Source organism: Allorhizobium borbori (assembly GCF_014196535.1).
Taxonomy (GTDB): Bacteria; Pseudomonadota; Alphaproteobacteria; order Rhizobiales; family Rhizobiaceae; genus Ectorhizobium; species Ectorhizobium borbori.
This window is the reverse complement of sequence record NZ_JACIDU010000013.1, coordinates 76038-102896: the sequence shown is the minus strand read 5'-3', so window position 1 is coordinate 102896 and position 26859 is coordinate 76038. Positions and strand designations below refer to the sequence as shown.

Genomic DNA, 26859 nt, shown 5'->3' with positions numbered 1-26859 from the left:
GGATCGCCCCATGGTCGACGCTTACTATCCGTTCATCGATATTGCCGTGCACGAGAAGGTGCGCGCACATTATGCCGCCGGTGATGCCCTTGCGCTGTTTTCCGCGGGTATGGAGCGCGTGTTGTGGGCCAATGGTGCGGGCGCCGCGCTGTTCGGCTTTTCGTCGGTCTATGATTTCATCGAACAGGGGCCGGACCGCCTGTCGGTTTTCTTCCGCCAGTTTCAGGCTTCCGCCGGCCGGCTGCGCGAACCGGGTGAAAGCCGCAGTTTCCTGATGCGCGCTTCGAGCGGTTTCCGCAGTACCACCGTCAGCGCCTCGGCCGAGGTTATCACCCTTGTGGATGGCGCGACCGCGCTTCTGCTTTCGACCCCCGCCGCGACGGCTGGAGGCACTCTGGCCAGCCGCGCGGGCGAGATGCTGGCCGGCCTCGATGACCCCGACACACATATGGCCGTTCTCGACGCCGATGGCGCGCTCGTCGCCGCCTCTTCCGGTTTCGAAGCGCTGGGCGTGACACCGCAGACGGCGCGCATGTTTGTCACTCTGGCTGCCAGCGACGCCGCCGGGCTGGTCAAGCGTCCCATTCCCACCCTGCGCGGTTATCTGCCCGCCGCCATTGCCCGTGTTTCTCACGATCTCAACCTGATCCTGACCGTGGAGCCGGAACCGGCAAGCGACGAGACCCGGCTGGATGTTGCCGATACCGCCACGCTGACGGAAGGCGCACCGACGATTATCGAGCCTGCACAGGACGTCGTGGAAGCGCTGCAGCCAGCCGCGGAAACGGCGTTGCCCGTGGCATTGCCCGAGCCGGCACCGGCAAGTCTGCCACTGCCGGATTACGAAGCTACGCTTGCCGCCATCGCCAAGATCGAGGAAATCGAAACGCAGCCCGCCGAAGACGAGGCCGATGCGGTTATGGACATGGCGGAAGAACCGACGCTGGAGATCGAGCAGGCTCCGGCTGCGCCTGTGAGCGATGCGCCTGCCGCCGATGTGCAAGCCACCCTCTCCTCGTTCCGGTTCGATCCGGACCGCCGCACCTTCCGCTTCGTGTGGAAGACGGATGCCGAAGGCCGTTTCAGCGATATTTCGGGCGAGTTCGCCGAGGCCGTCGGACCGCATGCCGCTGACGTCAAGGGGCAGTTCTTCACCGCTCTGGCCGAGCGCTATGGCCTTGATCCGGACGGTAAGGTGATCGAAGCGTTGGCCCGCCGCGACACCTGGTCCGGCAAAACAGTCTACTGGCCGGTGGAAGGCAGCCGCCTCAAGGTGCCGGTCGATCTCGCCGCCCTGCCCGCCTATGACCGCTCGCGGGAGTTCGATGGCTTCCGGGGCTTCGGCATCGTGCGCCCCGGCGATGCGGTGGAAGACGCCAACGGTGTCGGACTGACCATCGGTGTTACCGAGATTGCGGCCGAGAAAATGCCGGTGGACGTCGTTCCAGCCGTAGAAGATCCGACCCCGGATAGCGCCGACGCCCCCTTGGATGCGCCCATCGAGGCTGAGGAAACGACCTTCGACGCTGCTGATGACGTGCAGATGCCGGTTGCGGAAGTATCGGTCTTCTCCATGCCCGACGACGAGGCAACCGAGAACCTGCATCCGGAGATCGAGGCGGTCGAGGTCGGGTCCGAAGTGGCCGACGATCTTGCCCCGATGGATGGTCCCGATGCGGACATTGCTGTTGAAGAGACGATCGCGGCCTCGGATGAAGCCTCCGAAAAGCCTTCCCTGCAAGAAAGCATCAACGCCATAGATCCGTCCGAATGGCCGGAAGGTGAACCGCCAGCCCTGCGTTTTGTTGAACCGCCTGCGCCGGTGCAGTCCGACAAGATCGTCAGCCTGGAACAGCACCGCGCCAAGGCCTTTGAAAGCCTGACACCCGGCGAACAGGCGGCCTTCCGCGAGATCGGTCGCAAGCTCGAATCCTTCCGTCAGGCGGATGAGCCAGCCAACGAGACGGTTGAGGACCAATCGATCACCCCTGACGAGGTGGCGGCTGTAAACGATACCCCTGCCCCGACCGTCGAGGCAACGCAACCGGAAGAAGCGGTGATGGAGCCCGAGGCCGAAGCGCCTGCGGACATGATCGAGGCCCCGGCCACGCCTGCCGATGGCCTGACGCCAGCCGTTCTGGCGCAAATGCCCGTCGCGCTTCTGGTTCTGGCCGGCGATGTGCTTTACCACGCCAATCCGGAGTTCCTGCGCCTGACCGGTTACGACGACCTTGACGCGGTGCGCGATGTCGGTGGGCTCGATGCGCTCCTTCAACGCGGCGACCTCTCCGGCAAGGATCTGGCACCGGGGACCATGATGGTGGTGCGGGCCGATGACGAGATCGTGCCGGTAACGGCAAAGCTGCAATCCATTCGCTGGGAAGGCGCCACCGCGCTGATGCTGGCTTTGATGCCGCTCGAAGCGGGGCAGACGGCAAAGGCCGAGCCACCCGCCCCTGTGGCAGCCGTTGCAACGGATACGACCGCTGCGGACATGGCGCAATTGCGCGTTGAAGCGGACGAACTGCGCTCGATCCTCGAAACGGCGACCGATGGCGTCGTCATTCTCAGCCATGATGGTGAAATCCGCTCGATGAACCGTTCGGCCAGCGCGCTGTTCAACTATGACAACGACGAAACGCGCGGAAAGCCCTTCGTCATGCTGTTTGCCCACGAGAGCCAGCGGGCGGTTGCCGACTATCTTTCCGGCCTTTCCGGCAATGGCGTGATGAGCGTGCTGAATGACGGACGCGAAGTGATCGGCCGCGAAGCATCCGGCGGCTTCCTGCCCCTGTTCATGACCATCGGGCGATTGACGTCCTCCAACGGCTATTGCGCCGTGATGCGCGACATTACCCAGTGGAAGCGCTCCGAGGAAGAATTACGCAACGCCAAGCGGGCTGCGGAAACCGCCAATGCCCACAAGACGGACTTCCTGGCTCGCGTCAGCCACGAAATCCGCACGCCGCTCAACGCCATCATCGGTTTTTCCGACCTGCTGGCCTCCGAGCATTTCGGCCCCATCGGCCATCCGCGCTATGTGGAATATGCCAATGATATCGGCCGTTCGGGCCGGCACGTGCTCGACATCGTCAACGACCTGCTCGACATTTCCAAGATCGAGGCGGGCGAGATGGATCTCGAATTCACCGCCGTCAGCCTGAACGAGACGATTGCCGAGGCTGTTTCTCTGGTACAACCGCAGGCGAACGGCCAGCGCGTGATCATCCGCACCGCGCTTTCGCAATCCGTCCCAGCCGTTGTAGCCGATCTCCGTTCGATCAAGCAGATCGTCCTCAATATTCTTGCGAATTCGATCCGCTTCACGCCATCGGGCGGGCAGATCGTGGTTTCGACCTCCTATGAGGCCAGTGGCGGTGTTTCATTGCGCATTCGCGACACCGGCATCGGCATGACACGGGCGGAGCTGGAACAGGCGATGAAGCCTTTCCGGCAGGTTACCTCGGGACAACAGAAACGGGGTGAAGGCACAGGACTAGGGCTGCCATTGACGAAGGCCATGACCGAGGCCAATCGTGCGGCCTTCGTCATCCAGTCCTCGCCGAATGAGGGAACCCTTGTGGAAATCCTGTTTCCGCCGCAGCGGGTTCTGGCAAACTGACATTGCGGGTGACACCAAAAAAAAAGGCAGCAAGACGCTGCCTTTAAAGTCGAATGCTGTCAAACGAGGGGGCGAGGCGTCAACATCATGTCATGTTCCGGGGCGTGATCGGCCCCAAGTCATCCTTTCATGGGATGACCCCAAGTTGACTATAGAATTCGCAAATTCGTTTTAAAAAACAGTTAAGATCGGGCGATCGACCCCGAATAAGATGCCGTTTTCGAAGGATTCTTTCTGTTCGTGCGCAATCTGCGACGATGCGGGGGGATTTGCCACAACGCGACAAATCCTGTATCGGCTTGCGCAGGGACCGCGACGGGCAGCATTCAGACATCAGCCCCCTGCGAGGCGCATTGTCTCTTTCGCAACGGCTCAGGGAACAGGCATCACATGCGCGCAATGGCATGGGAACGGCAAGGCGAACGGCTGAAGCGCATCGGGCGCATCAGCCTGCGACTTGTTGCCATTCTGGCGGCGTTTGGCCTTCTTCTGTGGCTTGCCCTTCCCGTGCTGGTGTCCACCGAACGGCTTGATGCGGCCTTGCAAGCGGATATCAAGGCCCGCAACCGGGTGGATATCGGGGCGGAAACCCCGCCCGAACTCACCCTGTGGCCTTCGCCGTCGCTGACCTACCGGAACGTAACCGTACGGCAGGGTGATGGCTCGACCTTCTTTGAAGCCGAGCAGCTTTCGGCCGAGTTTTCCGTGCTCGAGGCGTTGTCGGGCACACTCGATTTTTCCAATTTCAGGCTTTACCGGCCACACTTTCACCTCGACGATAGCTGGCGCGACCGACTGCCCGAAACCGGCGGCGACTTCATCGACGCGGCCCGGCAGCTGGCCGATGGTTTCCGGCCTGGTCCCTGGCCCTTCGCCCAGCGAACATTCGGCAAGCTGACGATCCGTGAAGGATCTCTCGTCATCGAACAGGATGCCAGCGAACAGACTGTCATTGCGAATATCAATGCGACACTGTCCTGGCCCGACGCGGGTGAACCCTTCATGGGCTCGATCAGCGCGGATATCGCGGGCAAGCCGGTAAGAGCGGACCTGACGGCCCCCCAGTTCCGCCGGTTGATTGCCGGTGGCGACGCGCCTATGACCCTTTCACTGACGCTTCCGGGTGCCACCATCACGGCGGAAGGTTCGGCCAGTCTGGCCTTGTCCGGTTTCTTCACCGGCGGCTTCTCGCTTGAAGCGAAGGACCTGCCTGCGCTGCTGGCCTGGTACGGGCGGGCGCCGAAGGGCATGGAAGCCATGCAGACAGCACGCGCCACGGCCCAGCTCAGCGCCACCAGCCGCCTGTTGCGGTTCGAACAGCTTGCCTTTTCCATCAACGATACCTCCGCCACCGGCATTCTGGATCTGGCGCTCAAGCCGGACAGCCTGCCGAAATTTACGGGCACACTCGCTTTTGCCGATTTCGATGTCGGCGACATCAATAATCTTCTGCCGTTGATGAACCAGTTCGTGACATCACGCGGAAATGCCCGGCCGGCGCCGGTCGCCGCTTTCGATCTGCGTCTTTCGGTCGGGCAGGTACGGCTTGGCGAGGTCCACCTCAGCGACGTTGCCGCCAGCATGCTGATCAGTCAGGATCACGCCCTGATCGACATCGGCGACAGCGAATTTGAGGATGGTCGTCTGAGCGGGCGGCTGAGTTCAGGGCCCAAGGGAATAGGACAGGACATGCGGGTTCAGCTTTCGATCCGCGACATCGACCTGGCCCGGCTTGGCGAACGGCTCAGGCTTTCCGAACTCTGGCCGAGCGGACCCGGTTCACTCGACATCAGCCTGGCCAGCGAACGCCCCTTCATCGAAACGCGGCGCCCCGATCTTTCCGGCAAAGCAACCATCACAGCCAACAAGGGGCATCTGGACCGCCTGGCCGCCTCTTCGCTGCGTGCGCTTGCCGGGCTCGCCGTTCCCTTTCCCTTGACCGCTGCCGGTGATTCCGACTTCGATTTCGATCGCCTGGACGCCCGCCTCGATGTGGACAAAGGGGCGGTGACCGTCGACAGTGCCGTACTGGAAAATGACACTGACCGGCTCAGCCTCTCCGGCACGTTTTCAGAAAGTGACGAGGTTGCGATCCGCGCTCACCTCTCGCCTCTGTCCGCGGGGGCCGGTACCGATGTTTCCATGATGATCGAGGGGCCAGATGCCAGCCCGATGGTAACGGCCATCGGTAATGGCCCCTGAAAAGACGAGGCTTCCGTGCGCAAACGGTTCCGCTTGCCGCCAGACCATTTCCGGTTAAGACGGACGGAAATGCTCTAGAATAGCGCAATCGAATCGGCGTGGGGACAGACACGATGCGGAAATTTCTGATCGGGCTCTTCAAGATCGCGCTTGCCTCGCTGATCGCGGGCGTCGGCCTATCGTTCTTTGGAATCACCGCCCAATCCATTCTGGCGATGATCGGCATGACGCCGGAAAGCCTGTGGCTGAAAGCCACCGCGCTGGTGAACTGGGCACTGCCGAACATCGCGCTTGGCGCCATTATCGTCGTGCCCGTCTGGCTTGTTGCCTACGTCTTTCTTCCGCCCCGCACCGGGGATTGACCCCGCTGCGGAACGAGCAACGCCTGGATGCGTCAGCCCACCGCCCGGAAGGCGGCGCGCTCGTCGCGCTGGCGCTGAAGCTCGCGGCTTTTGGCCGTCAGCGAGGCAGCAATGACGCCAAGGGTCACGATACCGACGAGGATCGTGCTGATGGCGTTGATTTCCGGGGTTACCCCGAGACGCACCTGTGAATAGATCTTGATCGGCAGCGTCGTTGCGCCCGGTCCGGTGGTGAAGCTTGCGATCACCAGATCATCCAGCGACAGGGTGAAGGCCAGCATCCAGCCCGAGATCACCGCCGGCAGAATGAGCGGCAGGGTGATGACGAAGAAGGTCTTGACCGGCGGGCAACCGAGATCGAGCGCGGCCTCTTCCAGACTGCGATCGAAGGTCACGAGACGGGACTGCACGACGATGGCCACGTAGCACATGGTGAAGGTCGTGTGCGCGATGATGACCGTCCAGAAGCCGCGATCGATGCCGAGCGCCACGAAGAGCAGGAGCAGCGACAGGCCGGTGATAACCTCCGGCATGACGAGCGGCGCATAGATCATGCCGGAAAACAGCAGCCGCCCCCTGAACCGGGTAAACCGTGTCATGGCAAGTGCCGCCAGTGTCCCGAGTATCGTGCCGAGCGTAGCTGACAGAACGCCGACGCGCGCCGTGATCCACGCGGCATCCATGAGTCCCTGGTTCGACCACATATCGCGATACCAGCGCAGCGAGAAACCGCCCCAGACGGTAACCAGCTTGGATTCATTGAACGAATAGACGATCAGGATGAGGATCGGGATATAGAGGAAGGCGAAGCAGAAGGTGAGAACCGTTGCGTCGAGGCGGGTAAATTTCATATCGGCCTCCTCACGCTTTCTGCTGCTGGTTCTGGAAGATGGCGATGGGCACCACCAGCGCCAGAAGCAGGAGGACGGCAACGGCGGAGGCGAGCGGCCAGTCACGGTTGCCGAAGAATTCCGTCCACAGCGTCTTGCCGATCATCAGCGTGCCGGCACCGCCAAGCAGGTCGGGGATCACGAATTCGCCGGTGATCGGAATGAAGCAGATCATCGCGCCGGCGATGACACCGGGAATGGAAAGCGGGAAGGTGATGAGCCAGAAGCTTTTCCACGGCGGGCAACCGAGGTCGCTTGCCGCTTCCAGCAGGGTTCCATCCAGTTTTTCCAGCGCCGAATAGAGCGGCAGCACCATGAAGGGCAGGTAGGAATAGACGATGCCGATGAAGACAGCCGCTTCCGTGCGGAAAATCTGCACCTGCTCGTCCGGCCCGAGGAAGCCGACCGTCTGAAGAATGAGTGTCAGCAGCCCCTCCGGCTTCAGGATGCCGATCCACGCATAGACGCGGATGAGGAACGAGGTCCAGAACGGCAGGATGACGAGCATCACCAGCGTCGGACGGATGGTTGTTGGCGCCCGCGCCATGCCGAGCGCCATCGGATAACCGATGAGGAGCAGCAGGATCGTCGAGATGATCGCAATCCGGAGCGAGGACAGATACGCATCCATGTAGAGCGGATCTTCGGTGAGGAAGACATAGTTGTCGAAATCCAGCCCTGAAAGGAAGGTGCCGAACGACGCAAAGCCGTCGAAAACCGGCGTATAGGGCGGCATGGCAATCGCCGTGTCGGACAGCGAGATCTTCAGGATGATGAGGAATGGCGCAAGAAAGAACAGCAGGAGCCAGACATAGGGCACCAGCACCACCAGCCAGCGGGCCGGGTTGGGTTTCGAACTCAGTTCGGCTTCGGTGACGGCCATCGGAATTCTCCCTCAGCGGGTCAGGACAAGGCCGGATTCGGCCTTCCATGACAGCCACACCATGTCGCCATAGGTGATCGGACGATCGACCAGACGGGCGATGTTGGCCTGGGCGGCGCGCATCGTGCGTCCATTTTCATCCCGAACGATGAAGACCGAGAAATCGCCGAGATAGCCGATGTCCCAGACTTCGCCGTGGAAGGTATTGACCGATGTATCCGCCGGGGCATCCAGCGAAATCGCAACCTTTTCAGGCCGGATGGCGAAGGCAATGCTGTCGCCTGCCGTGCATGGCGCTTCGTCGGCAACCGCAATTGCAAGGCCATCGCAATCGAGCTTCGTCAGGCCGCCGCCCACAGCGGTCGCCTTGCCTTCGAGAATGTTGATGTCACCGATGAAATCGGCAACGTAGCGGCTGTTCGGCGCCTCGTAGATTTCCGCCGGCGTCGCCACCTGCATCACCACGCCCTTGTCCATCACCGCGATGCGGTCGGAAACGGTCATCGCCTCTTCCTGATCGTGCGTCACGATGAGGAAGGTCAGACCAAGCTTGGTCTGGATATCCATCAATTCGAACTGGGTTTCCTCGCGCAGCTTCTTGTCGAGCGCGCCGAGCGGTTCATCGAGCAGCAGCACCTTCGGCTTCTTGGCCAGCGAACGGGCAAGCGCGACGCGCTGACGCTGGCCGCCGGAAAGCTGGCTGGGCTTGCGCGAGGCGAATTGCGAAAGCTGCACCAGCTTGAGCATTTCCGCCACGCGCGCCGTCACCTCGTCCTTGGGCAGACCATCCTGCTTCAGGCCGAAAGCGATGTTCTTCTCCACCGACATATGCGGGAAGAGCGCGTAGGACTGGAACATCATGTTGGTGGGGCGGCGATAGGGCGGCACGCCGGAAATATCCTTGCCCTGCAACAGGATGCGGCCGGATGTCGGCTCCTCGAAGCCGGCGAGCATGCGCATCAGCGTTGTCTTGCCGCAGCCGGAAGGACCGAGCAGGGAGAAGAACTCACGCTCGTAAATATCGAGCGTCAGATTGTCGATGGCGGTGTAGTCGCCAAAGGTCTTGGTGATGTTTTCAAAGCGAATGAAGGGCTTTTCATTCGGGTCGGTCCAGGGAGAAAACTTGCGTTTGACGGGTCCAAGCGATTTTGCCATGTCGTGCTCCGGCTCTGCGGCATCATAGAAAAAGCGGCGTTACCGCCGCTTTTTCCTGTTCTCAGCTACCGGTCTTGACCGCGGTCCAGACCCTGTTCAGCACGCGCTGTTCTTTCGGGCCGTAGGGCGAAATGGTGAAGAGTTTCTTCATCGTCGCATCGTCCGGATAGACGGAAGGGTTCTTGAACACGGACTCATCCAGCAATGGCTGGCTGGCGAGGTTGCCGTTGGCGTATTGCACGTAGTTCGAGGCCTTGGCGATGACCTCCGGCTTCATCAGGAAGTTGATGAATTCATGCGCTTCGGCAACGTTCTTGGCATCCGCGGGGATGGCCAGGTTGTCGAACCACATATAGGTGCCTTCCTTCGGGATGACATATTCCACGGCAACGCCATTGCCAGCTTCCTCGGCACGCGACTTGGCCTGCAGGATGTCGCCCGACCAGCCGATGGTGATGCAGATGTCGCCATTGGCGAGGTCATCGATATAGGCGGAGGAGTTGAACGTCTTCACCGAGGGGCGGATGGCCTTATAGACTTCGCCGCCGGCTTCCAGATCGGCCGCATTCTTGCTGTCCGGGTCCTTGCCGATATAGTTCATGGAGATGGCGAAGGTTTCATCCGACGCATCGAGAATGTTGATGCCGCAGGATTTCAGCTTGGCTGCGTTTTCCGGCTTGAAGATCACGTCGAGGCTATCGACCGGCACATCGCCCAGCGCCGCCTTGACCTTGGCCACGTTGTAACCGATGCCGGTGGTGCCCCACATATAATTGACGGCATATTCGTTGCCGGGGTCGTATTTCGCGAGACGCTCGGAAACGAGCGGCCACATGTTCTTCAGGTTCGGCAGCTTGGACTTGTCGAGCTTCTGGAACACGCCGGCCGAAATCTGGCGGGCAAGGAATGGACCGGTCGGAACGACGACATCATAGCCGGAACCACCGGCCAGAAGCTTGGTTTCAAGCAGCTCATTGCTGTCGAACACGTCGTAGACAACCTTGATGCCGGTTTCCTTGGTGAACTCCTCAAGCACCGTCTCATCAATATAATCGGACCAGTTGTAAACGTGGACCACCCGCTCCTGCGCGAGAGCGGAGGTTGCGAGCAGGACCGTAGCGAAGGCCGCAACGAAACCGGAAATGCTGGATTTCATGATGACTCCTGTACTTATCTCAACGACTGGGGGTGTCGTCGTTCCCCTTTTGGTAAGAGACTAGAAAGGATTTGCACGCCCCACAAGAGGAGATTTGCAGCGCGGCAGAAATCGGTAAACGTCACTGGAAATCGAAGGCGGAGAGTCCCGTCACCATCTCGTCGAGACCGAGCGGGCGCGTCAGCGGCGGCTCGGCGCGGGACAGGCAGCCACGACGCTCGCACAACCGGCAGGCCGTACCGACAGGGATGGTTGCGGTGGCGGCCGCGCCGTAAACCACCTCGTCGCGGTGAGCGATATCGCAACCGATGAGCACCGCAGAGCGGCGCACCCTTTCGCTGAACGGCATTTGCGGCCCTTTGAGCGTGCGCGACACCGTGAGAAAACCACCGCCATCCGGCATTTCCACCCGATCGACCAGAAGCTGCGCCGGCTGGGCAAAGGCGGAGTGGATATTCAGTTTAGGACAGAGCCCACCGAAGCGGGTGCGCGGAAAGCCTTGCGCACCAGCCAGCCGCAGCACATTGCCGGCATGGTCCATTTCAACGAGGAAGAAGGGCACGCCGGTGCTGCCGGGCCGCGCAAGCGTCGTCAGCCGATTGGCGGCCTGCTCGAAGGACACGGCGAACCGGCTGCGCAGGAGATCGATGTCGTAGCGATTACGCAGCGCGGCGGAAAGGAAGGCGCCGTAAGGCATCATCAGCGCATGGGCCGCATAGCGCGCCAGCTCGAAACGGGCGATACGCCGGGCCTCGTCACCATCGAGCCCCAGGCCGTCCAGTTCGGTGGCAATATCCGCCCCGATGGAAAGAAGGACGGCTTCCATCGCCAGCTCGCGTGTCTGGTCGAAGGGGGACAGCCGGTCGGACAGGAACAGGCGCATCGAGTGACGGTCGTAACGGCGGCGCAGGTTCGGCATGGCCTCGACCGGCAAGAGACGAACGGCGATGCCGTGTTCGCTGCGCAGCCATGCCTTCAACGCGCCCGAGAGATCGTCACCGGGCGCAAGCCTGGCATGGAAAGCCTCCGCGGCATCCTCGATACGGGCGAAGAAATTCGCCCGGCGCTCCAGCGTGCCGCGCACCTCGTCCATCGGCAGGCGGGCGCCGGAGAGCGTCGTCTCGTGCCCCTCCTGCGCCAGAAGAGCAGCAAGGTCGGACAGCCGCGCCGTCTGCTCCTTATAGGCGCGGTAGAGCTTGACGAGCGCGGTGGCAGCATTCGGCGCGGCATCGGCCAGTTCCACCAGTTCATGCTCGCCCGGCACCTCACCAGCCAGAAGCGGATCGGCAAAGATCTCGCGCAGATGGCCGACAGCGCCTGCCGCCTCGCCCTGCAATTCATCGAGGTCGACCTTGTAGACGGTGGCCAGTTTCAGCAGAAGCTGCACCGTCAGCGGGCGCTGGTTGCGCTCGATGAGATTGAGATAGGACGGCGAAATGCCGAGCGCCTCGGCCATGGCCGTCTGGGTGAGATCGAGACTGGCGCGGATGCGCTTGACACGCGGGCCGGCAAAGATCTTCTTTTCCGCCATTTTTACAGCCTTTTGACAAAATTTTCGACAGAAAGGCGCACGGTCGCCTTTACAAGATTTACAATTTTACATTCGTCTTTTGTCAAAGACAAGACATCCTGACCCTTTTCAAGCCGTTGTTTTTACGTTTTTTCTAGCGCTTCCATCCGATGTTTTGTAAAACCAGTCACATCAGAACCGGGCAAGACAGCTCACGGAGGAGGAGCGTCCGGGACGAGAGACAGAAATACAGGATGTCGTGACCGGTTTTTACAAACCGCCATGGCGAAAGATCAAGAACCCCGGATCACAAGAGGAGAAATGCCATGACCCCGCAGACCCGAGTCAAGGAACGCGCCGAAGAACAGGCTTCCGCGATGAACACCGATCAGCAGGCGATGATCCGCATGGTTGCCAACGACCTGCACCGCCTGAACCAGTCGATCATGAAGGCAGTCGATGCCGGCGTGTCGGTTGAGCTGGTCCGCTCGGCGCGTCACCACGGCGGCAATGGCAACTGGGGCGATCTTCTGATCCCCGTTATCCTGGCCAACGCGCCCCGCAGCGAAGTGGCTTGAGACAATTCCCCATTGGCGGCTGCCATGAGCCGCCATGTCCCAGGGGCGAATTCATGAAGAACCCTTTGGAAACTCTCCCGGTTTCCATGGAATTCGTCCCGCTTACACATCGGCCCGGCCCCGTAACCGGGCCGATGTTGCCCTTTCGGAACCGTAACCGCCAGGCTCAGCCGGTTCCCGTGATTTCCTGAGGAGGAAAAAAAGAGACCGCCGATGGCCCAAGCCGTCGCGGTTTCTTGCGTTTGGGAAAAGGATGCGCGCGCAGTGTGACGCGTCGCTGCCGCGATACGACCGCTGCGTCAGAGGGCTTTCAGACCACCGAAAGCGGCGGCAGCAGATACCAGGCCGCCAGGGCGGCGAGACCAAGTCCCGTCAGGCGCCAGAAAAGAAGCGCGTTCTGGTAGCGGGTTTCGGCAAGGGCAATGGCGCGGGCACGGTGGCGCAGTCTGGTCATGGACAGGCATCCCGGAAACGGGTGAAGTCTATCATGCCACGAGGGCAGGTCGGCCAATCATCATGATGCGGCTTCGTTCCGGAGGCCGGGCAGACCAGCGGGACGGCTACACCATCCCGGAGGGAGAGCATCCCACCTGACTCTTTAAGATCGGATGAATCGACCACCCCGAAAAATGGTGCGATTTCCTGCGGGTCGTGTCAGACCGCCTCCCCCGCCGCATGACCCGATGCCCAGGCCCACTGAAAATTATAGCCACCAAGCCAACCGGTCACATCCACACATTCACCGATGAAATAGAGGCCGGGCACGGCCTTCGCCTGCATGGTGCGGGAATCGAGCCCGCCCGTATCGACGCCACCAAGCGTCACTTCCGCCGTTCGGTAGCCTTCGGAACCGGCCGGACGAATGCGCCAGTCCCGTAACCGATCCACCACCGCGGCCTGCGCCTTGCCGGAGAGTTCGGCGAGCGGCCTTTCCGTGCCCGTTTCGGTTACGAAGAATTGCGCCAGCCGCTTCGGCAGAGCGGCGGCAAGCGCCGTCGCCACGGATTGCCGCCCGTTTTCGCGCCGGGCCGCATCGAACAGCGCGGCGAAATCCTTATCGGGTTCGATGCGGATCGAAATCTCGTCGCCTTCCCGCCAATAGGAGGAGATTTGCAGGATGGCAGGGCCGGACAGCCCGCGATGGGTGAAAAGCAGCGCCTCGCGGAAGGCTGTCTTGCCATGACGCACCTCGGCATCAACCGAAATGCCGGCCAGCGGCGCGATCTTTTCCAGAAATGCCGGATCAAGCGTCAGCGGCACGAGGCCGGGGCGGGTTTCAAGCACGTTCAGGCCGAACTCACCGGCAATCCGGTAGGCAAGCCCGGTCGCACCCATTTTGGGAATCGACTTGCCGCCGGAGGCCACGACCAGCGCCGGCGCCTCGAATACATCCGTCTCCGTCTTCACCCGGAAGGTGTCGCCGTTCCTTTCGACGGAAACGACCGACTGTTTCAGGTGAAGCCGTGCGCCCGCCGCCGCAAGCTCCTTCAGGAAAAGGCCGATGATATCCTTGGCGCTGCCATCGCAGAAGAGCTGGCCCAGCGTCTTCTCATGCCAGGAAATGCCGTGGGCATCCACCATGGCGATGAAATCCGCCGGCTTGAAGCGGGCGAGCGCCGACTTGGCGAAATGCGGATTGGCGGAGAGATAGTTCTTCGGTCCGGCATGGATATTGGTGAAATTGCAGCGCCCACCGCCGGAAATGCGGATCTTTTCGCCTGGTGCTGCGGCATGGTCCAGAATGGCGACCCGCCGGCCGCGGCGGGCTGCCGTCAGCGCGCACATCATGCCGGCTGCTCCGGCACCGATCACGATCACATCCTGCTTGTGAACCACGACTTGTCCTTCCCGGCGAAAGCTTCGCCGTTTTTCCTCTCGCCAAACGCGTCAAGCCGCGTCTATCATGGCTCAGACCGAAACATCAAACCGGTGATCCATGCCCGCCAAACGCAAATCAGGCGCCTCTTCCAGCAAACCCCAGACGAAAGCGGCCGTGCCGCAACCAAGCTTCGACCAGCCCAAGGGGGTGGCCAACTGGAAGGAAGCCGCCCTTTGGCTGCGCGCCCGAGGCATCGAGGACATCGAGTGCATCACGCCCGACTTTGCCGGTGTGCCGCGCGGCAAGATGATGCCGACCTCCAAATTCACCGGCAACACCTCGCTTGCCCTGCCTTCGGCGCTCTACCGCCACACCATTTCCGGCGAATATCCCGATGAGACGGCAAACTTCCGCTACGAGCCGCGCGACAGCGACCTCAAGCTGATGCCGGACCTCTCCACCCTTTCCGCCGTGCCGTGGGAAACCGATCCGACCGCGCAGGTGATCTGCGATGTGGTCGGCGCCGATGGCAAGGAAGCGCCTTATACCCCCCGCAACGTGCTGAAGCGCGTGCTGAGCCTTTACACCGAGCGCGGCTGGAAGCCGATCGTCGCGCCGGAAATCGAGTTCTACCTCGTCGCCAAGAACGAAGATCCGGATTATCCGCTCTATCCGCCGAAGGGCCGTTCGGGCCGCTCCATCGTCGGCGGTCAGGGCTATTCGATCGCCGGCATCAACGAATTCGACGAGCTGATCGATGACATCTACCACTTCTCCGAGGGGCAGGGTCTCGAAATCGATACGCTCATTCACGAGGAAGGCCCGGCCCAGCTCGAGATCAACCTGCGCCACGGCGATCCCATTGCGCTTGCCGATCAGGTGTTCCTGTTCAAGCGCACCATTCGCGAAGCGGCGATGAAGCACGGCATCTATGCCACCTTCATGGCCAAGCCCATGCAGGGCCAGCCCGGTTCGGCCATGCATATCCACCAGTCCGTGGTCGACGCAAAGACCGGCAAGAACATCTTCTCCCTGCCGAACGGCGATGCTTCACCGGAATTCTTCCACTTCATTGGCGGCATGCAGAAATATGTGCCGGCCGGTCTGGTGATGATGGCGCCCTATGTGAATTCCTATCGCCGCCTGACACCGGATATGGCGGCCCCGGTGAACACCGCCTGGGGCTATGACAACCGCACCACGGCCTTCCGCGTGCCGGTTTCGGATGCGGCGGCGCGGCGTGTGGAAAACCGCCTGCCCTCCTCCGATGCAAACCCCTATCTGGCGCTTGCCGCATCGCTTGCCGCCGGCTGGCTCGGCATGGTCAACAAGGTGGAGCCGACCGCCCCGACCGAGGACACCGCCAACGAAGGCCTCATCGAACTGCCGCGCGGCCTGCTGGAAGCCGTGGCGCTTCTGGAAGATGCCCCGGATCTGGCCGACGTGCTGGGCGCGGAATTCATCGGCCTCTACGCCGGGGTGAAGCGGGCGGAGTTTGAAACTTTCATGCAGGTGATCAGCCCGTGGGAGCGGGAATTCCTGCTTCTCAACGTCTAAGGGGACATCATGCTGTGGCAGAGCCCCATTGCGCCGGGCATTTCCTGGTATCAGGCCGATGCGGGCGCGCGCCCGGATTTTGCCGCGCTCGACGGTTCGCGCACCGTTGACGTCGCCATTGTCGGCGGTGGCTTCACTGGCCTTCAGGCCGCCTATGCGCTGGCGAAGGCCGGCGTCTCCGTTGCCCTCATCGAGGCGCATCATCTGGGCGATGGCGCTTCCGGCCGCAATGGCGGCCAGTTCGGCACCGGCCAGCGCTGGTGGCCGGAAGAGATGGAGGCGAAGCTCGGCTTTACGCGATCCAAGGCGCTGTTCGATCTTGCCGAAAGCGCCAAGAAGCATGTGATGGATTTTGCCGCCGAACACGGCATCGACATGGATTACCTGCCGGGCCAGATGAATGTGGCGCACAAGCCGGGTTATGAGCGCGATTATCAGGCCAATGCCGAGATTGCCGCCGCGCGCTACAACTACCCCCACTCCACCTTCATGGACCGCAAGGAAACGGCGGAACGGCTAGGTTCGACCCGTTACTATTGCGGCGTGCGCGACACGGGCACCGGCCATATCCAGCCGATGAAGCTTCTGATCGGACTGGCCAACGCGGCGCGCGCCGCCGGTGCCGCGATTTTCGAGAATACGCCGGCCACGGCCATCCGTTCGGGCGGCGGCAAGGTGGAAATCGACACGGCGACCGGTACGATCACCGCCGGCAAGGCGCTGATCGCCACGAATGCCTATATTGGCGGACTGGAACCGGTGACGGCGGCGCATGTCATGCCAATCCGTTCCTTCATCGGCGCCACAGTGCCACTCGATGATTTTCCGAATGTGATCCCCGGCAAGGAGGCGGTGGCCGATTCGCGCTTCGTCGTGCGCTATTTCCGCAAAACGAAGGATAACCGTCTGCTGTTTGGCGGGCGCGAGGCCTATACCGCCGATCATCCGACGGATATTTCCGCCCACATTCACCGGCAGGTGACGGAAATCTATCCGGCACTGAAGGATATTGCCTTTACCCACGCCTGGGGTGGTTCGGTGGGCATTACCCTGCCGCGACAACCCTTCGCGCGGGAGGTAATGCCGAATGTCGTCTCCATCGGCGGCTATTCCGGCCACGGCGTCATGCTTTCCAACTATTGCGGGCGGCTTTATGCCGAAGCGGTGCTGGGCCGCAGCCCGGATCTGGAGCTTCTGAAAGAGCTGAATGTCCGGGCGTTTCCGGGTGGCGCAAGCCTTCGGGCGCCGCTGCTCTTCCTCGCCCTTTCCTGGTACGCGCTGAAGGACAGGCTGTGACAAGCCTGTTTTGTCAATTTCGCAGTGCATGACTTGCGCAGGCTTGTCCGTTCTTCGTGAAGCCGTTGCGTAAACAGAACGATAGTGTTTCCCCAACGTCCGGCCGCACCCCTCTTTCGCCGGCGAGCGGGGGCGTCGGGCATGGCTGCCCGATTTTTGTTGCGTTGCACACTGGCGTATTTAAATCGATTAGATTATGATGCCCGTCATTCTTTCGCGGAGAAGAGAAATCGCATGTCCATCCAGATCATCCCCGTCGAACCCTTCGATTGCGTCGTTTTCGGCGGCACGGGCGACCTTGCCGAACGCAAGCTTCTGCCGGCGCTTTATCACCGTCAGCTCGCCGACCAGTTCACCGAACCGACACGAATCATCGGTGCTTCGCGCTCGGCGATGACGCATGATGATTATCGCACCTTCGCCCAGAATGCGCTGAAGGAACACCTCAAGCAGGGCGAATATGACGAGGTGCAGGTCGCGAAATTCTGCGCGCGGCTGTTCTATGTGCAGGTCGATGCCAAATCGACCGAAGGCTGGGCCGACCTGAAGGCGCTGCTGGAAGAGGGCAAGGAGCGCATCCGTGCCTTTTATCTCGCCGTCGCACCCGCAATCTTCGGCGATATTTCCGAACGCATCCGCGATTTCAAGCTCATCACCCGGCAGACACGTATCGTTGTCGAAAAGCCGATCGGCCGCGATCTGGCCTCGGCGCAAGAGCTGAACGACACGATCGGCAAGGTGTTCAAGGAAGAACAGATCTATCGCATCGACCACTATCTCGGGAAGGAGACGGTGCAGAACCTAATGGTGCTGCGCTTTGCCAACGCGCTCTACGAGCCGCTGTGGAATTCCGCCCATATCGACCATGTGCAGATTACCGTGGCGGAATCTGTCGGCCTTGAAGGTCGCGCCGGCTATTATGACAAGGCAGGTGCGCTGCGCGACATGGTGCAGAACCACATTCTCCAGCTTCTTTGTCTGGTGGCGATGGAACCGCCCGCCTCGATGGATTCGGAAGCGGTGCGCGACGAAAAGCTCAAGGTTCTGCGCGCATTGAAGCCGATCACCGCCGCCAATGCCGAGCGACTGACGGTGCGTGGTCAATACCGCGCCGGCGCTTCCGCCGGCGGCCCGGTCAAGGGCTATCTGGACGAGCTCGAAGGCGGCGTTTCCAACAACGAGACCTTCGTCGCCATCAAGGCCGAGATCGGCAACTGGCGCTGGGCCGGCGTTCCCTTCTACATCCGCACCGGCAAGCGGCTGGCAACGCGCATGTCGGAAATCGTCGTGCAGTTCAAGCCGATCCCACACTCGATCTTCACCGATTCCACCGGCCGGATCGAGGCTAACACACTGGTCATCCGTCTGCAGCCGGATGAAGGTGTGAAGCAATGGCTGATGATCAAGGAGCCGGGTCCGGGCGGCATGCGCTTCAAGCACATCTCGCTTGACATGAGCTTCGCGCAGGCCTTCGACGTCCGCAATCCCGATGCCTATGAGCGCCTGCTGATGGATATGGTGCGCGCCAACCAGACGCTATTCATGCGCCGCGACGAAGTGGAAGCCGCGTGGCAGTGGGTCGATCCCATTCTCAAGGGCTGGGAAGAGACGGGTCAGGTGGCGCAGGGTTACACCTCGGGCACCTGGGGTCCGAGTGGCTCCATCGCGCTCATCGAACGCGACGGCCGCACCTGGCACGAAGTCGACTGATGCCCATGCCGGAAGGAACCGAAATGGCGCATATCCATAGCTATGAAACACGGCTGGCGCTGGCAGAAGCGCTGGCGGACGCCGTGAGTGAAACCCTGAACGCCGCCGTGGCGGAGCGGGGCGCGGCCAGCCTTGCCGTTTCCGGCGGCTCCACGCCGAAACTTTTCTTCGACGTGCTGTCGAAACGCGTCCTGCCCTGGGACCGGATTACCGTGACGCTGGTTGACGAGCGCTTCGTGCCGCCGGAAAGCGATCGCTCCAATCACCAGCTCGTGGCGACCCACCTTTTAAAGGACAAGGCGGCGGATGCGAACTTCGTGCCGCTCTTCCACGCTGACAAGACGGCGGAAGAAGCCGCGACAATTGCCAGTCAGGAAACCTGTGGTATCGACGAGCCCTTCGACGTGGTGATCCTCGGCATGGGAACGGATGGCCACACGGCCTCCTTCTTCCCCGGTGGCGACAATCTGGCGGAAGCGCTGGATGCCGCTTCCACCCGCGGCGTCATGACGATGCGGGCGCAAGGTGCGGGCGAGCCGCGGCTGACCTTCACCTTCAGCGCGTTGCGCGATGCGCGGCTTCTGGCGCTGCATATCGAGGGCGCGGAGAAGAAGCAGGTGCTGGACACAGCGCTTGGCGACGGCCCCGAAGAGGACATGCCGATCCGCGCCGCATTGCGCCGGGCCCAGACGCCGCTGACGATTTTCTGGGCACCGTAACACGCCCGACCTGAACCGATGAAACGACCGCGCACCGTGCCGGAAGGGCTTCCCCCTGCCCTTTTGGCCAGTGACTTGAACAAAGGACGCCGTCATGACCGCCGATAACCGCATCCTGACCATTACCAAGCGCATCGTCGAGCGCTCCAAACCGACCCGTGAAATCTATCTCGACCGCGTTCGCTCCGCCGCCGGCAAGCGCGTGCAGCGTTCCGTTCTCGGCTGCGCCAACCTGGCGCATGGCTTTGCCGTCTGTTCCCCCGCCGGGAAAGAGGCGCTGGCCGGCGACACCGTGCCCAATCTCGGCATCATCACGTCCTATAACGACATGCTTTCCGCCCACCAGCCATTCGAAACCTATCCGGCGCTGATCCGTCAGGCGGCGGAGGAAGCGGGGGGCGTGGCGCAGGTGGCAGGCGGTGTGCCCGCCATGTGCGATGGCGTGACCCAGGGCCAGCCGGGCATGGAAATGTCGCTGTTCTCGCGCGATCTCATTGCCATGGCCGCAGCCATCGGCCTTACTCACAATATGTTCGATTCGACCGTCTATCTCGGCGTTTGCGACAAGATCGTGCCGGGCCTGACCATTGCCGCGCTGACCTTCGGCCACCTGCCAGCCGTTTTCATTCCGGCAGGACCGATGACGTCGGGCCTGCCCAATGACGAAAAGGGTCGTATCCGCCAGCTTTATGCCGAGGGCAAGGTGGGCCGCGCCGAGCTTCTGGAAGCGGAATCCAAGTCCTATCACGGGCCGGGCACCTGCACCTTCTACGGCACCGCCAATTCCAACCAGATGCTGATGGAAATCATGGGCTTCCATCTGCCCGGCGCCTCCTTCATCAATCCCGGCACACCGCTGCGCGATGCCCTGACGAAGGAAGCCGCCAAGCGGGCGCTGGCAATCACTGCGCTTGGCAACGAGTTCACGCCCGCCGGCGAGATGATCGACGAACGCTCCATCGTCAATGGCGTCATCGGCCTGCATGCCACGGGTGGTTCCACCAACCACACGCTGCACCTGCTTGCCATGGCGCGCGCGGCCGGCATCAAGCTGACCTGGGAAGATATTTCCGAGCTTTCGGATGTCATTCCGCTGCTCGCCCGCGTCTATCCGAACGGGCTGGCCGATGTGAACCACTTTCACGCGGCGGGCGGCATGGGCTTCCTCATTTCCCAGCTTTTGAAGAAGGGCCTGCTGCACGACGATGTACGAACGGTTTTCGGCCACGGCATGGAGGCCTATGCCATCGACGTGAAGCTTGGCGAAAACGGCACGGTGAAACGCGAGCCGATCCCGGAAAAGAGCGCCGATCCCAAGGTACTGGCCCATATCGAAACCCCCTTCCAGGCGAATGGCGGCCTCAAGATGCTGACCGGCAATCTCGGCAGCTCCGTCATCAAGATTTCCGCCGTGAAGGCCGAGCGCCACATCATCGAGGCGCCCGCCATCGTCTTCCACGACCAGCAGGAAATTCAGGATGCTTTCAAGGCCGGCAAGCTGGAGAAGGACTTCATCGCCGTCGTGCGCTTCCAGGGGCCAAAGGCGAACGGCATGCCGGAACTGCACAAGCTGACGCCGCCGCTCGGCGTGCTCCAGGATCGAGGCTTCAAGGTGGCGCTCGTTACCGACGGGCGCATGTCCGGTGCATCCGGCAAGGTGCCGGCGGCGATCCACGTTACGCCGGAAGCCGTGGACGGCGGCGCCATCGCCAAAATCCGCGATGGTGACATTATCCGTCTTGACGCTGTGGCGGGCACGCTGGAGGTGCTGGTGGATGCCGCCGAATTTGCCGGCCGTGAACTGGTGGAGGCCGATCTCTCCGCCAACGAGTTCGGCCTCGGGCGTGAACTCTTCGCCTCCTTCCGCCGCATCGCCGGCCCGGCCGATCAGGGCGCGAGCGTGTTCTTCAACTGAAACGCCTGCGCAAAAATCAGAAAAGCCGCCGTATCGCTCCGGCGGCTTTTTCCTTGCGTGCCTTTCCAGCCCTTACCATGCGCGCACGTCGAGAACATGGTTCCGGTGGGCGGGATGCGTGCTGTACACGAAGACGCGGTTCAGCTCCTTGTCGGACAGTTGCCGCAGGAAACGCACCTCGATCAGATTTTTCGGCAGGGTCTTCATCAGGACGCAACCGATCTTCTTGATGCGGGCATCCGGGAGATCCAGATAGAACTGGCGCGGCACATGATATTGGGTCAGCAGGCTCAGGATCGCCGCGCTTTGGGAGATGCGGACGATGTCGCAGCGACGCGCCGCCATGTGCATGACGCCCTTTTCGGTGTACTCAATTCGGGCAGCATTACAGGTGTCCTGCATGGGAAACCGCGCTTCGCGGTCATACATGAAAGACTCTTCCTTGCTCAGGTATGACGGACCGCCGACCACTCCTACGTTACGCATTACTTGTTCCCCGTTTTCTTCGCAGGGACAATAGCATTCAGCTTTTAACAGAGGGTTTGGCCATAGCCTTAATAGACTTGTATCAATTCGGAGCAGGTCCGGTCGAGGCACGCACGATAAGTTCCGCTCGCCAGATTTCCTGATCGGGATAGTGCCTGTCGCCCTCGATCACGCCAATCAGGCGTTCGGCGATGCGGATGCCGGCCGCACGCAACGACGAGCGTGTGGTGGTCAGCGGTATCGAGAAATTCTCGGGCTTGAGAAGCGGCAGATCATCATCATGGGTGGTCAGCGAAATGTCACGGCCGAGCTTCAGACCCCGCGCATTGATGGCCCGCACGGCCCCCAGCGCCTGCGTGGTCGAGGAACAGAGCACAGCCGTCGGCCGTTCCGGTCGGTCGAGAAGCGCGCTCATAGCCTGATAGCCTTCACTATCGGTCATGGGAACAGCGAGGCAGACAGCAGGATCGAGCATAATGCCAGCCTTGGCCAGACGATCCTCCGCCCCCTTGCGTCGCCGCAGGGCGAAGTCATATTCCTCCGGACCGTTGATCAGGCCGAAGCGACGATGTCCGAGCGAGAGCATGTGATCGACGGCATCGCGGAACACGGCCTCATTGTCGATGTCGAGCAACGGATAGTCGAGCGGAAGACCGAGCGAGCGGCCATGCGCAATGAAGGGCAGGCCGAGCGACCGGGCCATGGCAATGCGCGGATCATTGGCGCGCAGATAGCCGACATAGAACCCGTCAACGCTGCCGGAAGAGGCGAGCCGCCGGATGGCTTTTTCCTCGTCACGCGGGTCGGCGGGCATGATGACGAAATGGAAATCGTGCTTCAGCGAAATTTCGCCGACACCGCTTACAAATTCGCCGAAGTGAACATCGAAATGGTGGTCCGGCGAGGTGGGCATGACAAGGCCGAGCGAACGGGCACGGCCCGTCGCCAGTCGCTGGGCGGCTTTGTTGGGCCGATAACCCGTCTTTTCCGCAGCCTCCAGAACCCGTCGCCGGGTAATCTCGCTCACTTCCGGAAATCCGTTCAGGGCACGACTGACGGTTGTTTGTGACAGGCCGAGCATCTCCGACAACTGCTTCAGATTCATAGCTGTTTTCTCCCCCCAACCCGACCGTGCAGCCGTCTTGCGACTCAGTGCGCCAAAGCACTGTCACAGACTGGATTTATCTATCATCCCGCCCAATCTTCACAATAAGCAACAAGCATAGCCCACCGGACGAGGGCAAGACCGGCGGGCCCTGTCCGAAAGGGCTTGACTTCCATGCTACAGGAATGTGAATAAATATGTCAAAGCGCTTTGAGCGGGAGACATTGCGTAAAAAGTGAATTACGGTAACGTTACAGTACGGAAAACGACTGGGAGGTCATCCATATGAAGATTTACCTTTGTGCGGGCGCTGCTGCACTTGCGCTTCTCGCCACGACGGCATCGGCAGCCGAACTGAAATTCAAGCCGGGTGAAGACAAGCGCCTGAACTGGGCCAGCTACGAGGACTTCAAGAAGGCGCATGGCGACCTCAAGGGCCAGACGCTGAATATTTTCGGCCCCTGGCGTGGCGATGACGAGGTGCTTTTCCAGTCCGTTCTCGCCTATTTCGCCGATGCCACCGGCATCAACGTGAAGTATGCCTCCTCCGAAAACTACGAGCAGCAGATCGTCATCGATACGCAGGCCGGTTCGCCGCCCGATATCGCCATCCTGCCGCAGCCCGGCCTTTATGCCGACCTTGCTGCCAAGGGCTTCCTTGTGCCGCTGGGCGATGAAACCGCCAAGTGGGTGAAGGACAATTACGGCGCCGGCGAAAGCTGGGTGGGTTACGGCACCTACAAGGGCAAGGATGGCGCGAGCGCCTATTTCGCCTTCCCCTACAAGGCCGACCTGAAGTCGATGGTCTGGTACGTGCCGGAAAACTTCGAGGAAGCGGGTTACAAGGTTCCCGAGACGATGGAGGACCTGTTCAAGCTCTCCGACCAGATCGTCAAGGACGGTAGCACGCCATGGTGCATCGGCCTCGGTTCCGGCGGCGCGACCGGCTGGCCGGCCACCGACTGGGTGGAAGACCTGATGCTGCGCCTCAACACGCCGGAAACCTACGACAAGTGGGTTTCGAACGAGATCAAGTTCAACGATCCCAAGGTCGTGGCTGCCATCGAGGAATTCGGCAAATTCGCCAAGAACGGCAAGTATGTCGATGGCGGCGTGGCGGCCGTGGCCTCCACCGACTTCCGCGACAGCCCGAAGGGCCTCTTCGGCATTCCGCCGAAGTGCTACATGCACCGTCAGGCTTCCTTCGTGCCATCCTTCTTCCCGGAAGGCACCAAGCTCGGCACGGATGCCGACTTCTTCTACCTCCCGACTTATGCGTCGAAGCCCGAACTTGGCAAACCGGTCCTCGGTGCCGGCACGCTGGTGTCGCTCACCAAGGACACCAAGCCAGCACGCGCCTTCCTCGAATTCCTCAAGACGCCCATCGCGCATGAGGTGTGGATGGCGCAGTCGAGCTTCCTGACGCCCTACAAGGCGGCGAAACCGGAAGCCTATGCCAATGACACGATGCGCCGCGAAGGCGAGATCCTGACGACGGCGACCTCGTTCCGCTTCGACGGTTCCGACCTGATGCCCGGCAAGATCGGCGCTGGCGCCTTCTGGACCGGCATGGTGGATTACGTGGGCGGCAAGTCGGGTGAGGCGGTCGCCACCGATATCCAGAAGGCCTGGGACGGCCTGAAGTAAGCACCGGAAACGGGCAGAGGGGTGTGGCTTGCCGCGCCCCTTCTTATTCCAAGGGGGAGGAACATGGCAGGACAGATCGTTTCCGCCGTCGGCATCATGATTGCAGGGGTATTTGCCTGCGCGGCCTATTACTGGCTCTCCGACCGTCTGCTCAACATGGCGCTGCCGGTGCGCGGTCGCGATATCGTGACGGCCTCGCGCAATCTCAACCGGCGTTCGGTCATCCGGCCCTGGCTGTTTCTCGGCCCGGCCCTCCTCCTGCTCGCGATCTATCTGGTCTATCCGGTCATCGCGACCCTCATCCTCTCCTTCTACGACCGGGCTGGCACCACTTTCGTCGGGTTAGACAACTACCGCTGGGCGCTGTTCGACCGCGAATTCCGCCAGTCGATCTTCAACAACGTGCTTTGGCTTGCCGTCGTGCCCGCCGCCTGCACCTTCCTCGGCCTTGTGATCGCGGTTCTCACCGACCGCATCTGGTGGGGCAACATCGCCAAGTCCATCGTCTTCATGCCCATGGCGATTTCCTTCGTGGGCGCCTCGGTCATCTGGAAATTCATCTATGAGTACCGCGGCACCGGCACCCAGATCGGCCTGCTCAACGCCGTCGTGACCTTTTTCGGCGGCGATCCGCAGGTGTGGATCGCCCTGCCCTTCTGGAACAATTTCGCCCTGATGGTGATCCTCATCTGGATTCAGACCGGCTTTGCCATGGTCATTCTCTCGGCTGCACTCCGCGGCATTCCCGAAGAAACCATCGAGGCCGCCGTTATCGACGGCGCCAATGGCTGGCAGATCTTCTGGAAGATCATGGTGCCGCAGATCTGGGGCACCATCGCCGTGGTGTGGACCACCATCACCATTCTCGTTCTCAAGGTGTTCGACATCGTGCTGACAATGACCAACGGCCAATGGGACACGATGGTTCTGGCCAACCTGATGTTCGACTGGATGTTCCGCGGCGGCGGCGACAGTGGCCGTGCGGCGGTGATCGCGCTGGTCATCATGGCCGCCGTGACGCCGATCATGGTCTGGAACATTCGCCAGGCAAACCGCGAGAACGGAGGCCATTGAGATGAACATCGCCCAATCCATTCGCCGCACCGGCTTCCCGCGCCTTTTCGTCCATGCTGCGGTGCTCGTCATCGCAATCCTCTGGCTTCTGCCGACGCTCGGCATCCTCGTCAGCTCGCTGCGCGACAAGGACCAGATCACCGTTTCCGGCTGGTGGACCGCCTTTTCCGGTTCGGCCCAGACAGAAGCCGTGCGCCTTGGCGATGCATCGTCCCAGAAGCAGGACGGCACCGGCTTCGTCATTGCCGGTTCGCTGTTCGATGGCGGCAAGACCGTGACGGGCTTCGGCACGCGCGTTCAGGAACCGAACGCCTATCCGGCTGGCGAGGCTGTCGATATCGGCAATGGCGAGACGCTGAAGATCCTCGGTGACGGCACCTATGAATACCGCAAGGCGACGAGCTTCGAGGGCGATCGCGGCAAACGCGTCTATCTGACAGTGATGACGCCACCAGCCTTCACGCTCGACAACTATCGCACGGTGGTGAATGCCGAGGGCATCGGCAAGGCGTTCATCAATTCGCTGACGGTGACGATCCCGGCCACCATCATTCCCATCCTGATTGCCGCCTTCGCGGCCTATGCACTGGCATGGATGGAGTTTCCGGGACGCGCCATCCTGATTGCCGTCGTGGTCGGCCTCATCGTCGTGCCGCTACAGATGTCGCTCATCCCGCTTCTGAAGATGTATAACCAGATCGGCATGTTCTTCGGCGTGCCATCCAAGACCTATGCCGGCATCTGGCTGGCGCACACCGCCTTCGGCATGCCGCTGGCCATCTACCTGCTGCGCAACTACATTGCCGGCCTGCCCAAGGAAATCATCGAATCCGCCCGCGTCGATGGCGCGACCGATTTCGAGATCTTCATCAAGATCGTGTTGCCGCTCTCCTTCCCGGCACTCGCCTCCTTTGCCATCTTCCAGTTCCTCTGGGTGTGGAACGACCTTCTGATCGCCATGGTCTTCCTCGGCACAGCCAAGGACCAGCTCGTGCTGACGGGGGCGCTGAACGCGCTGCTCGGTTCACGCGGCGGCAATTGGGAAATCCTCACCGCTTCCGCCTTCATCACCATTCTCGTTCCGCTCTTCGTCTTCTTCGCCCTGCAGCGCTATCTCGTGCGCGGCCTCCTGGCAGGGTCGGTGAAGGGCGGTTGACCATTCGCATATAGGAA

General features: G+C 61.5%; 21 protein-coding genes. 12 read left to right on the top strand and 9 right to left on the bottom strand.

Features of this window, described 5'->3' with window-relative positions:
• Positions 1 to 10 precede the first annotated feature (10 nt).
• From GGQ66_RS15910 to GGQ66_RS15900, 3 genes are all read left to right on the top strand, one after another.
• Complete coding sequence (locus GGQ66_RS15910) at positions 11 to 3622, top strand: ATP-binding protein (protein WP_183793721.1); 3612 nt, start codon at positions 11 to 13, stop codon at positions 3620 to 3622.
• 390 nt (positions 3623 to 4012) lie between these two features.
• Complete coding sequence (locus GGQ66_RS15905) at positions 4013 to 5824, top strand: AsmA family protein (RefSeq protein ID WP_183793720.1); 1812 nt, start codon at positions 4013 to 4015, stop codon at positions 5822 to 5824.
• 113 nt (positions 5825 to 5937) lie between these two features.
• Entirely contained in the window at positions 5938 to 6186 is a 249-nt protein-coding gene (locus GGQ66_RS15900) for a DUF6460 domain-containing protein (RefSeq protein ID WP_183793719.1), read from the top strand.
• 32 nt (positions 6187 to 6218) lie between these two features.
• Here the strand turns inward: GGQ66_RS15900 and GGQ66_RS15895 are convergent, their stop codons facing one another.
• From GGQ66_RS15895 to GGQ66_RS15875, 5 genes are all read right to left on the bottom strand, one after another.
• Positions 6219 to 7037 carry an ABC transporter permease gene (locus GGQ66_RS15895; RefSeq protein ID WP_183793718.1) on the bottom strand — a complete coding sequence of 273 codons (819 nt, stop codon included), beginning with the start codon at positions 7035 to 7037 and terminating at the stop codon, positions 6219 to 6221.
• Positions 7038 to 7047: 10 nt separating this feature from the next.
• Entirely contained in the window at positions 7048 to 7959 is a 912-nt protein-coding gene (locus tag GGQ66_RS15890) for an ABC transporter permease subunit (protein WP_183793717.1), read from the bottom strand.
• A 12-nt stretch (positions 7960 to 7971) separates the two neighbouring features.
• On the bottom strand, positions 7972 to 9114 hold the full coding sequence (locus tag GGQ66_RS15885; RefSeq protein ID WP_183793716.1) for an ABC transporter ATP-binding protein: 1143 nt from the start codon (positions 9112 to 9114) through the stop codon (positions 7972 to 7974).
• A 61-nt stretch (positions 9115 to 9175) separates the two neighbouring features.
• Positions 9176 to 10270, bottom strand: coding sequence for a polyamine ABC transporter substrate-binding protein (locus tag GGQ66_RS15880; RefSeq protein ID WP_183793715.1), 1095 nt, complete (start codon positions 10268 to 10270; stop codon positions 9176 to 9178).
• 121 nt (positions 10271 to 10391) lie between these two features.
• Positions 10392 to 11801 (bottom strand): helix-turn-helix domain-containing protein, encoded by a 1410-nt coding sequence (locus tag GGQ66_RS15875; protein WP_183793714.1) that lies wholly within the window; start codon positions 11799 to 11801, stop codon positions 10392 to 10394.
• Positions 11802 to 12106: 305 nt separating this feature from the next.
• Here GGQ66_RS15875 and GGQ66_RS15870 point away from each other — a divergent pair, with 305 nt between their 5' ends.
• Positions 12107 to 12358, top strand: coding sequence for an SMc00767 family acetate metabolism repressor (locus tag GGQ66_RS15870; protein ID WP_183793713.1), 252 nt, complete (start codon positions 12107 to 12109; stop codon positions 12356 to 12358).
• A 310-nt stretch (positions 12359 to 12668) separates the two neighbouring features.
• Here the strand turns inward: GGQ66_RS15870 and GGQ66_RS15865 are convergent, their stop codons facing one another.
• Positions 12669 to 12812, bottom strand: coding sequence for a hypothetical protein (locus GGQ66_RS15865; RefSeq protein WP_183793712.1), 144 nt, complete (start codon positions 12810 to 12812; stop codon positions 12669 to 12671).
• 200 nt (positions 12813 to 13012) lie between these two features.
• Positions 13013 to 14146, bottom strand: coding sequence for a BaiN/RdsA family NAD(P)/FAD-dependent oxidoreductase (locus tag GGQ66_RS15860; RefSeq protein WP_210287293.1), 1134 nt, complete (start codon positions 14144 to 14146; stop codon positions 13013 to 13015).
• Between the two features lie 148 nt (positions 14147 to 14294).
• Between GGQ66_RS15860 and GGQ66_RS15855 the strand changes: the two genes are divergently transcribed.
• From GGQ66_RS15855 to edd, 5 genes are all read left to right on the top strand, one after another.
• Positions 14295 to 15734 (top strand): glutamine synthetase family protein, encoded by a 1440-nt coding sequence (locus tag GGQ66_RS15855; protein WP_183793710.1) that lies wholly within the window; start codon positions 14295 to 14297, stop codon positions 15732 to 15734.
• 9 nt (positions 15735 to 15743) lie between these two features.
• Entirely contained in the window at positions 15744 to 17030 is a 1287-nt protein-coding gene (locus tag GGQ66_RS15850) for an NAD(P)/FAD-dependent oxidoreductase (RefSeq protein WP_183793709.1), read from the top strand.
• 234 nt (positions 17031 to 17264) lie between these two features.
• Positions 17265 to 18740, top strand: coding sequence for a glucose-6-phosphate dehydrogenase (gene zwf, locus GGQ66_RS15845; protein WP_183793708.1), 1476 nt, complete (start codon positions 17265 to 17267; stop codon positions 18738 to 18740).
• A gap of 23 nt (positions 18741 to 18763) precedes the next feature.
• A complete protein-coding gene (gene pgl, locus GGQ66_RS15840; RefSeq protein WP_183793707.1) occupies positions 18764 to 19459 on the top strand; it encodes a 6-phosphogluconolactonase in 696 nt (231 codons plus the stop codon).
• A gap of 94 nt (positions 19460 to 19553) precedes the next feature.
• Entirely contained in the window at positions 19554 to 21374 is a 1821-nt protein-coding gene (edd, locus tag GGQ66_RS15835) for a phosphogluconate dehydratase (protein ID WP_183793706.1), read from the top strand.
• A gap of 72 nt (positions 21375 to 21446) precedes the next feature.
• On the opposite strand, the gene GGQ66_RS15830 is transcribed toward edd, so the two are convergent.
• Together GGQ66_RS15830 and GGQ66_RS15825 are read right to left on the bottom strand one after the other, a co-directional pair.
• Positions 21447 to 21860, bottom strand: coding sequence for a hypothetical protein (locus tag GGQ66_RS15830; protein WP_183793705.1), 414 nt, complete (start codon positions 21858 to 21860; stop codon positions 21447 to 21449).
• Positions 21861 to 21942: 82 nt separating this feature from the next.
• Positions 21943 to 22965: a LacI family DNA-binding transcriptional regulator gene (locus GGQ66_RS15825; protein WP_183793704.1), complete on the bottom strand. Its 1023-nt coding sequence runs from the start codon at positions 22963 to 22965 to the stop codon at positions 21943 to 21945.
• 285 nt (positions 22966 to 23250) lie between these two features.
• Between GGQ66_RS15825 and GGQ66_RS15820 the strand changes: the two genes are divergently transcribed.
• The 3 genes from GGQ66_RS15820 (at position 23251) to GGQ66_RS15810 (ending at position 26842) form a co-directional block, all read left to right on the top strand.
• Complete coding sequence (locus tag GGQ66_RS15820) at positions 23251 to 24612, top strand: ABC transporter substrate-binding protein (protein WP_183793703.1); 1362 nt, start codon at positions 23251 to 23253, stop codon at positions 24610 to 24612.
• A gap of 63 nt (positions 24613 to 24675) precedes the next feature.
• Positions 24676 to 25686 carry a carbohydrate ABC transporter permease gene (locus tag GGQ66_RS15815; protein WP_183793702.1) on the top strand — a complete coding sequence of 337 codons (1011 nt, stop codon included), beginning with the start codon at positions 24676 to 24678 and terminating at the stop codon, positions 25684 to 25686.
• 1 nt (position 25687) lies between these two features.
• Entirely contained in the window at positions 25688 to 26842 is a 1155-nt protein-coding gene (locus GGQ66_RS15810) for a carbohydrate ABC transporter permease (RefSeq protein ID WP_183793701.1), read from the top strand.
• Positions 26843 to 26859: the final 17 nt, after the last annotated feature.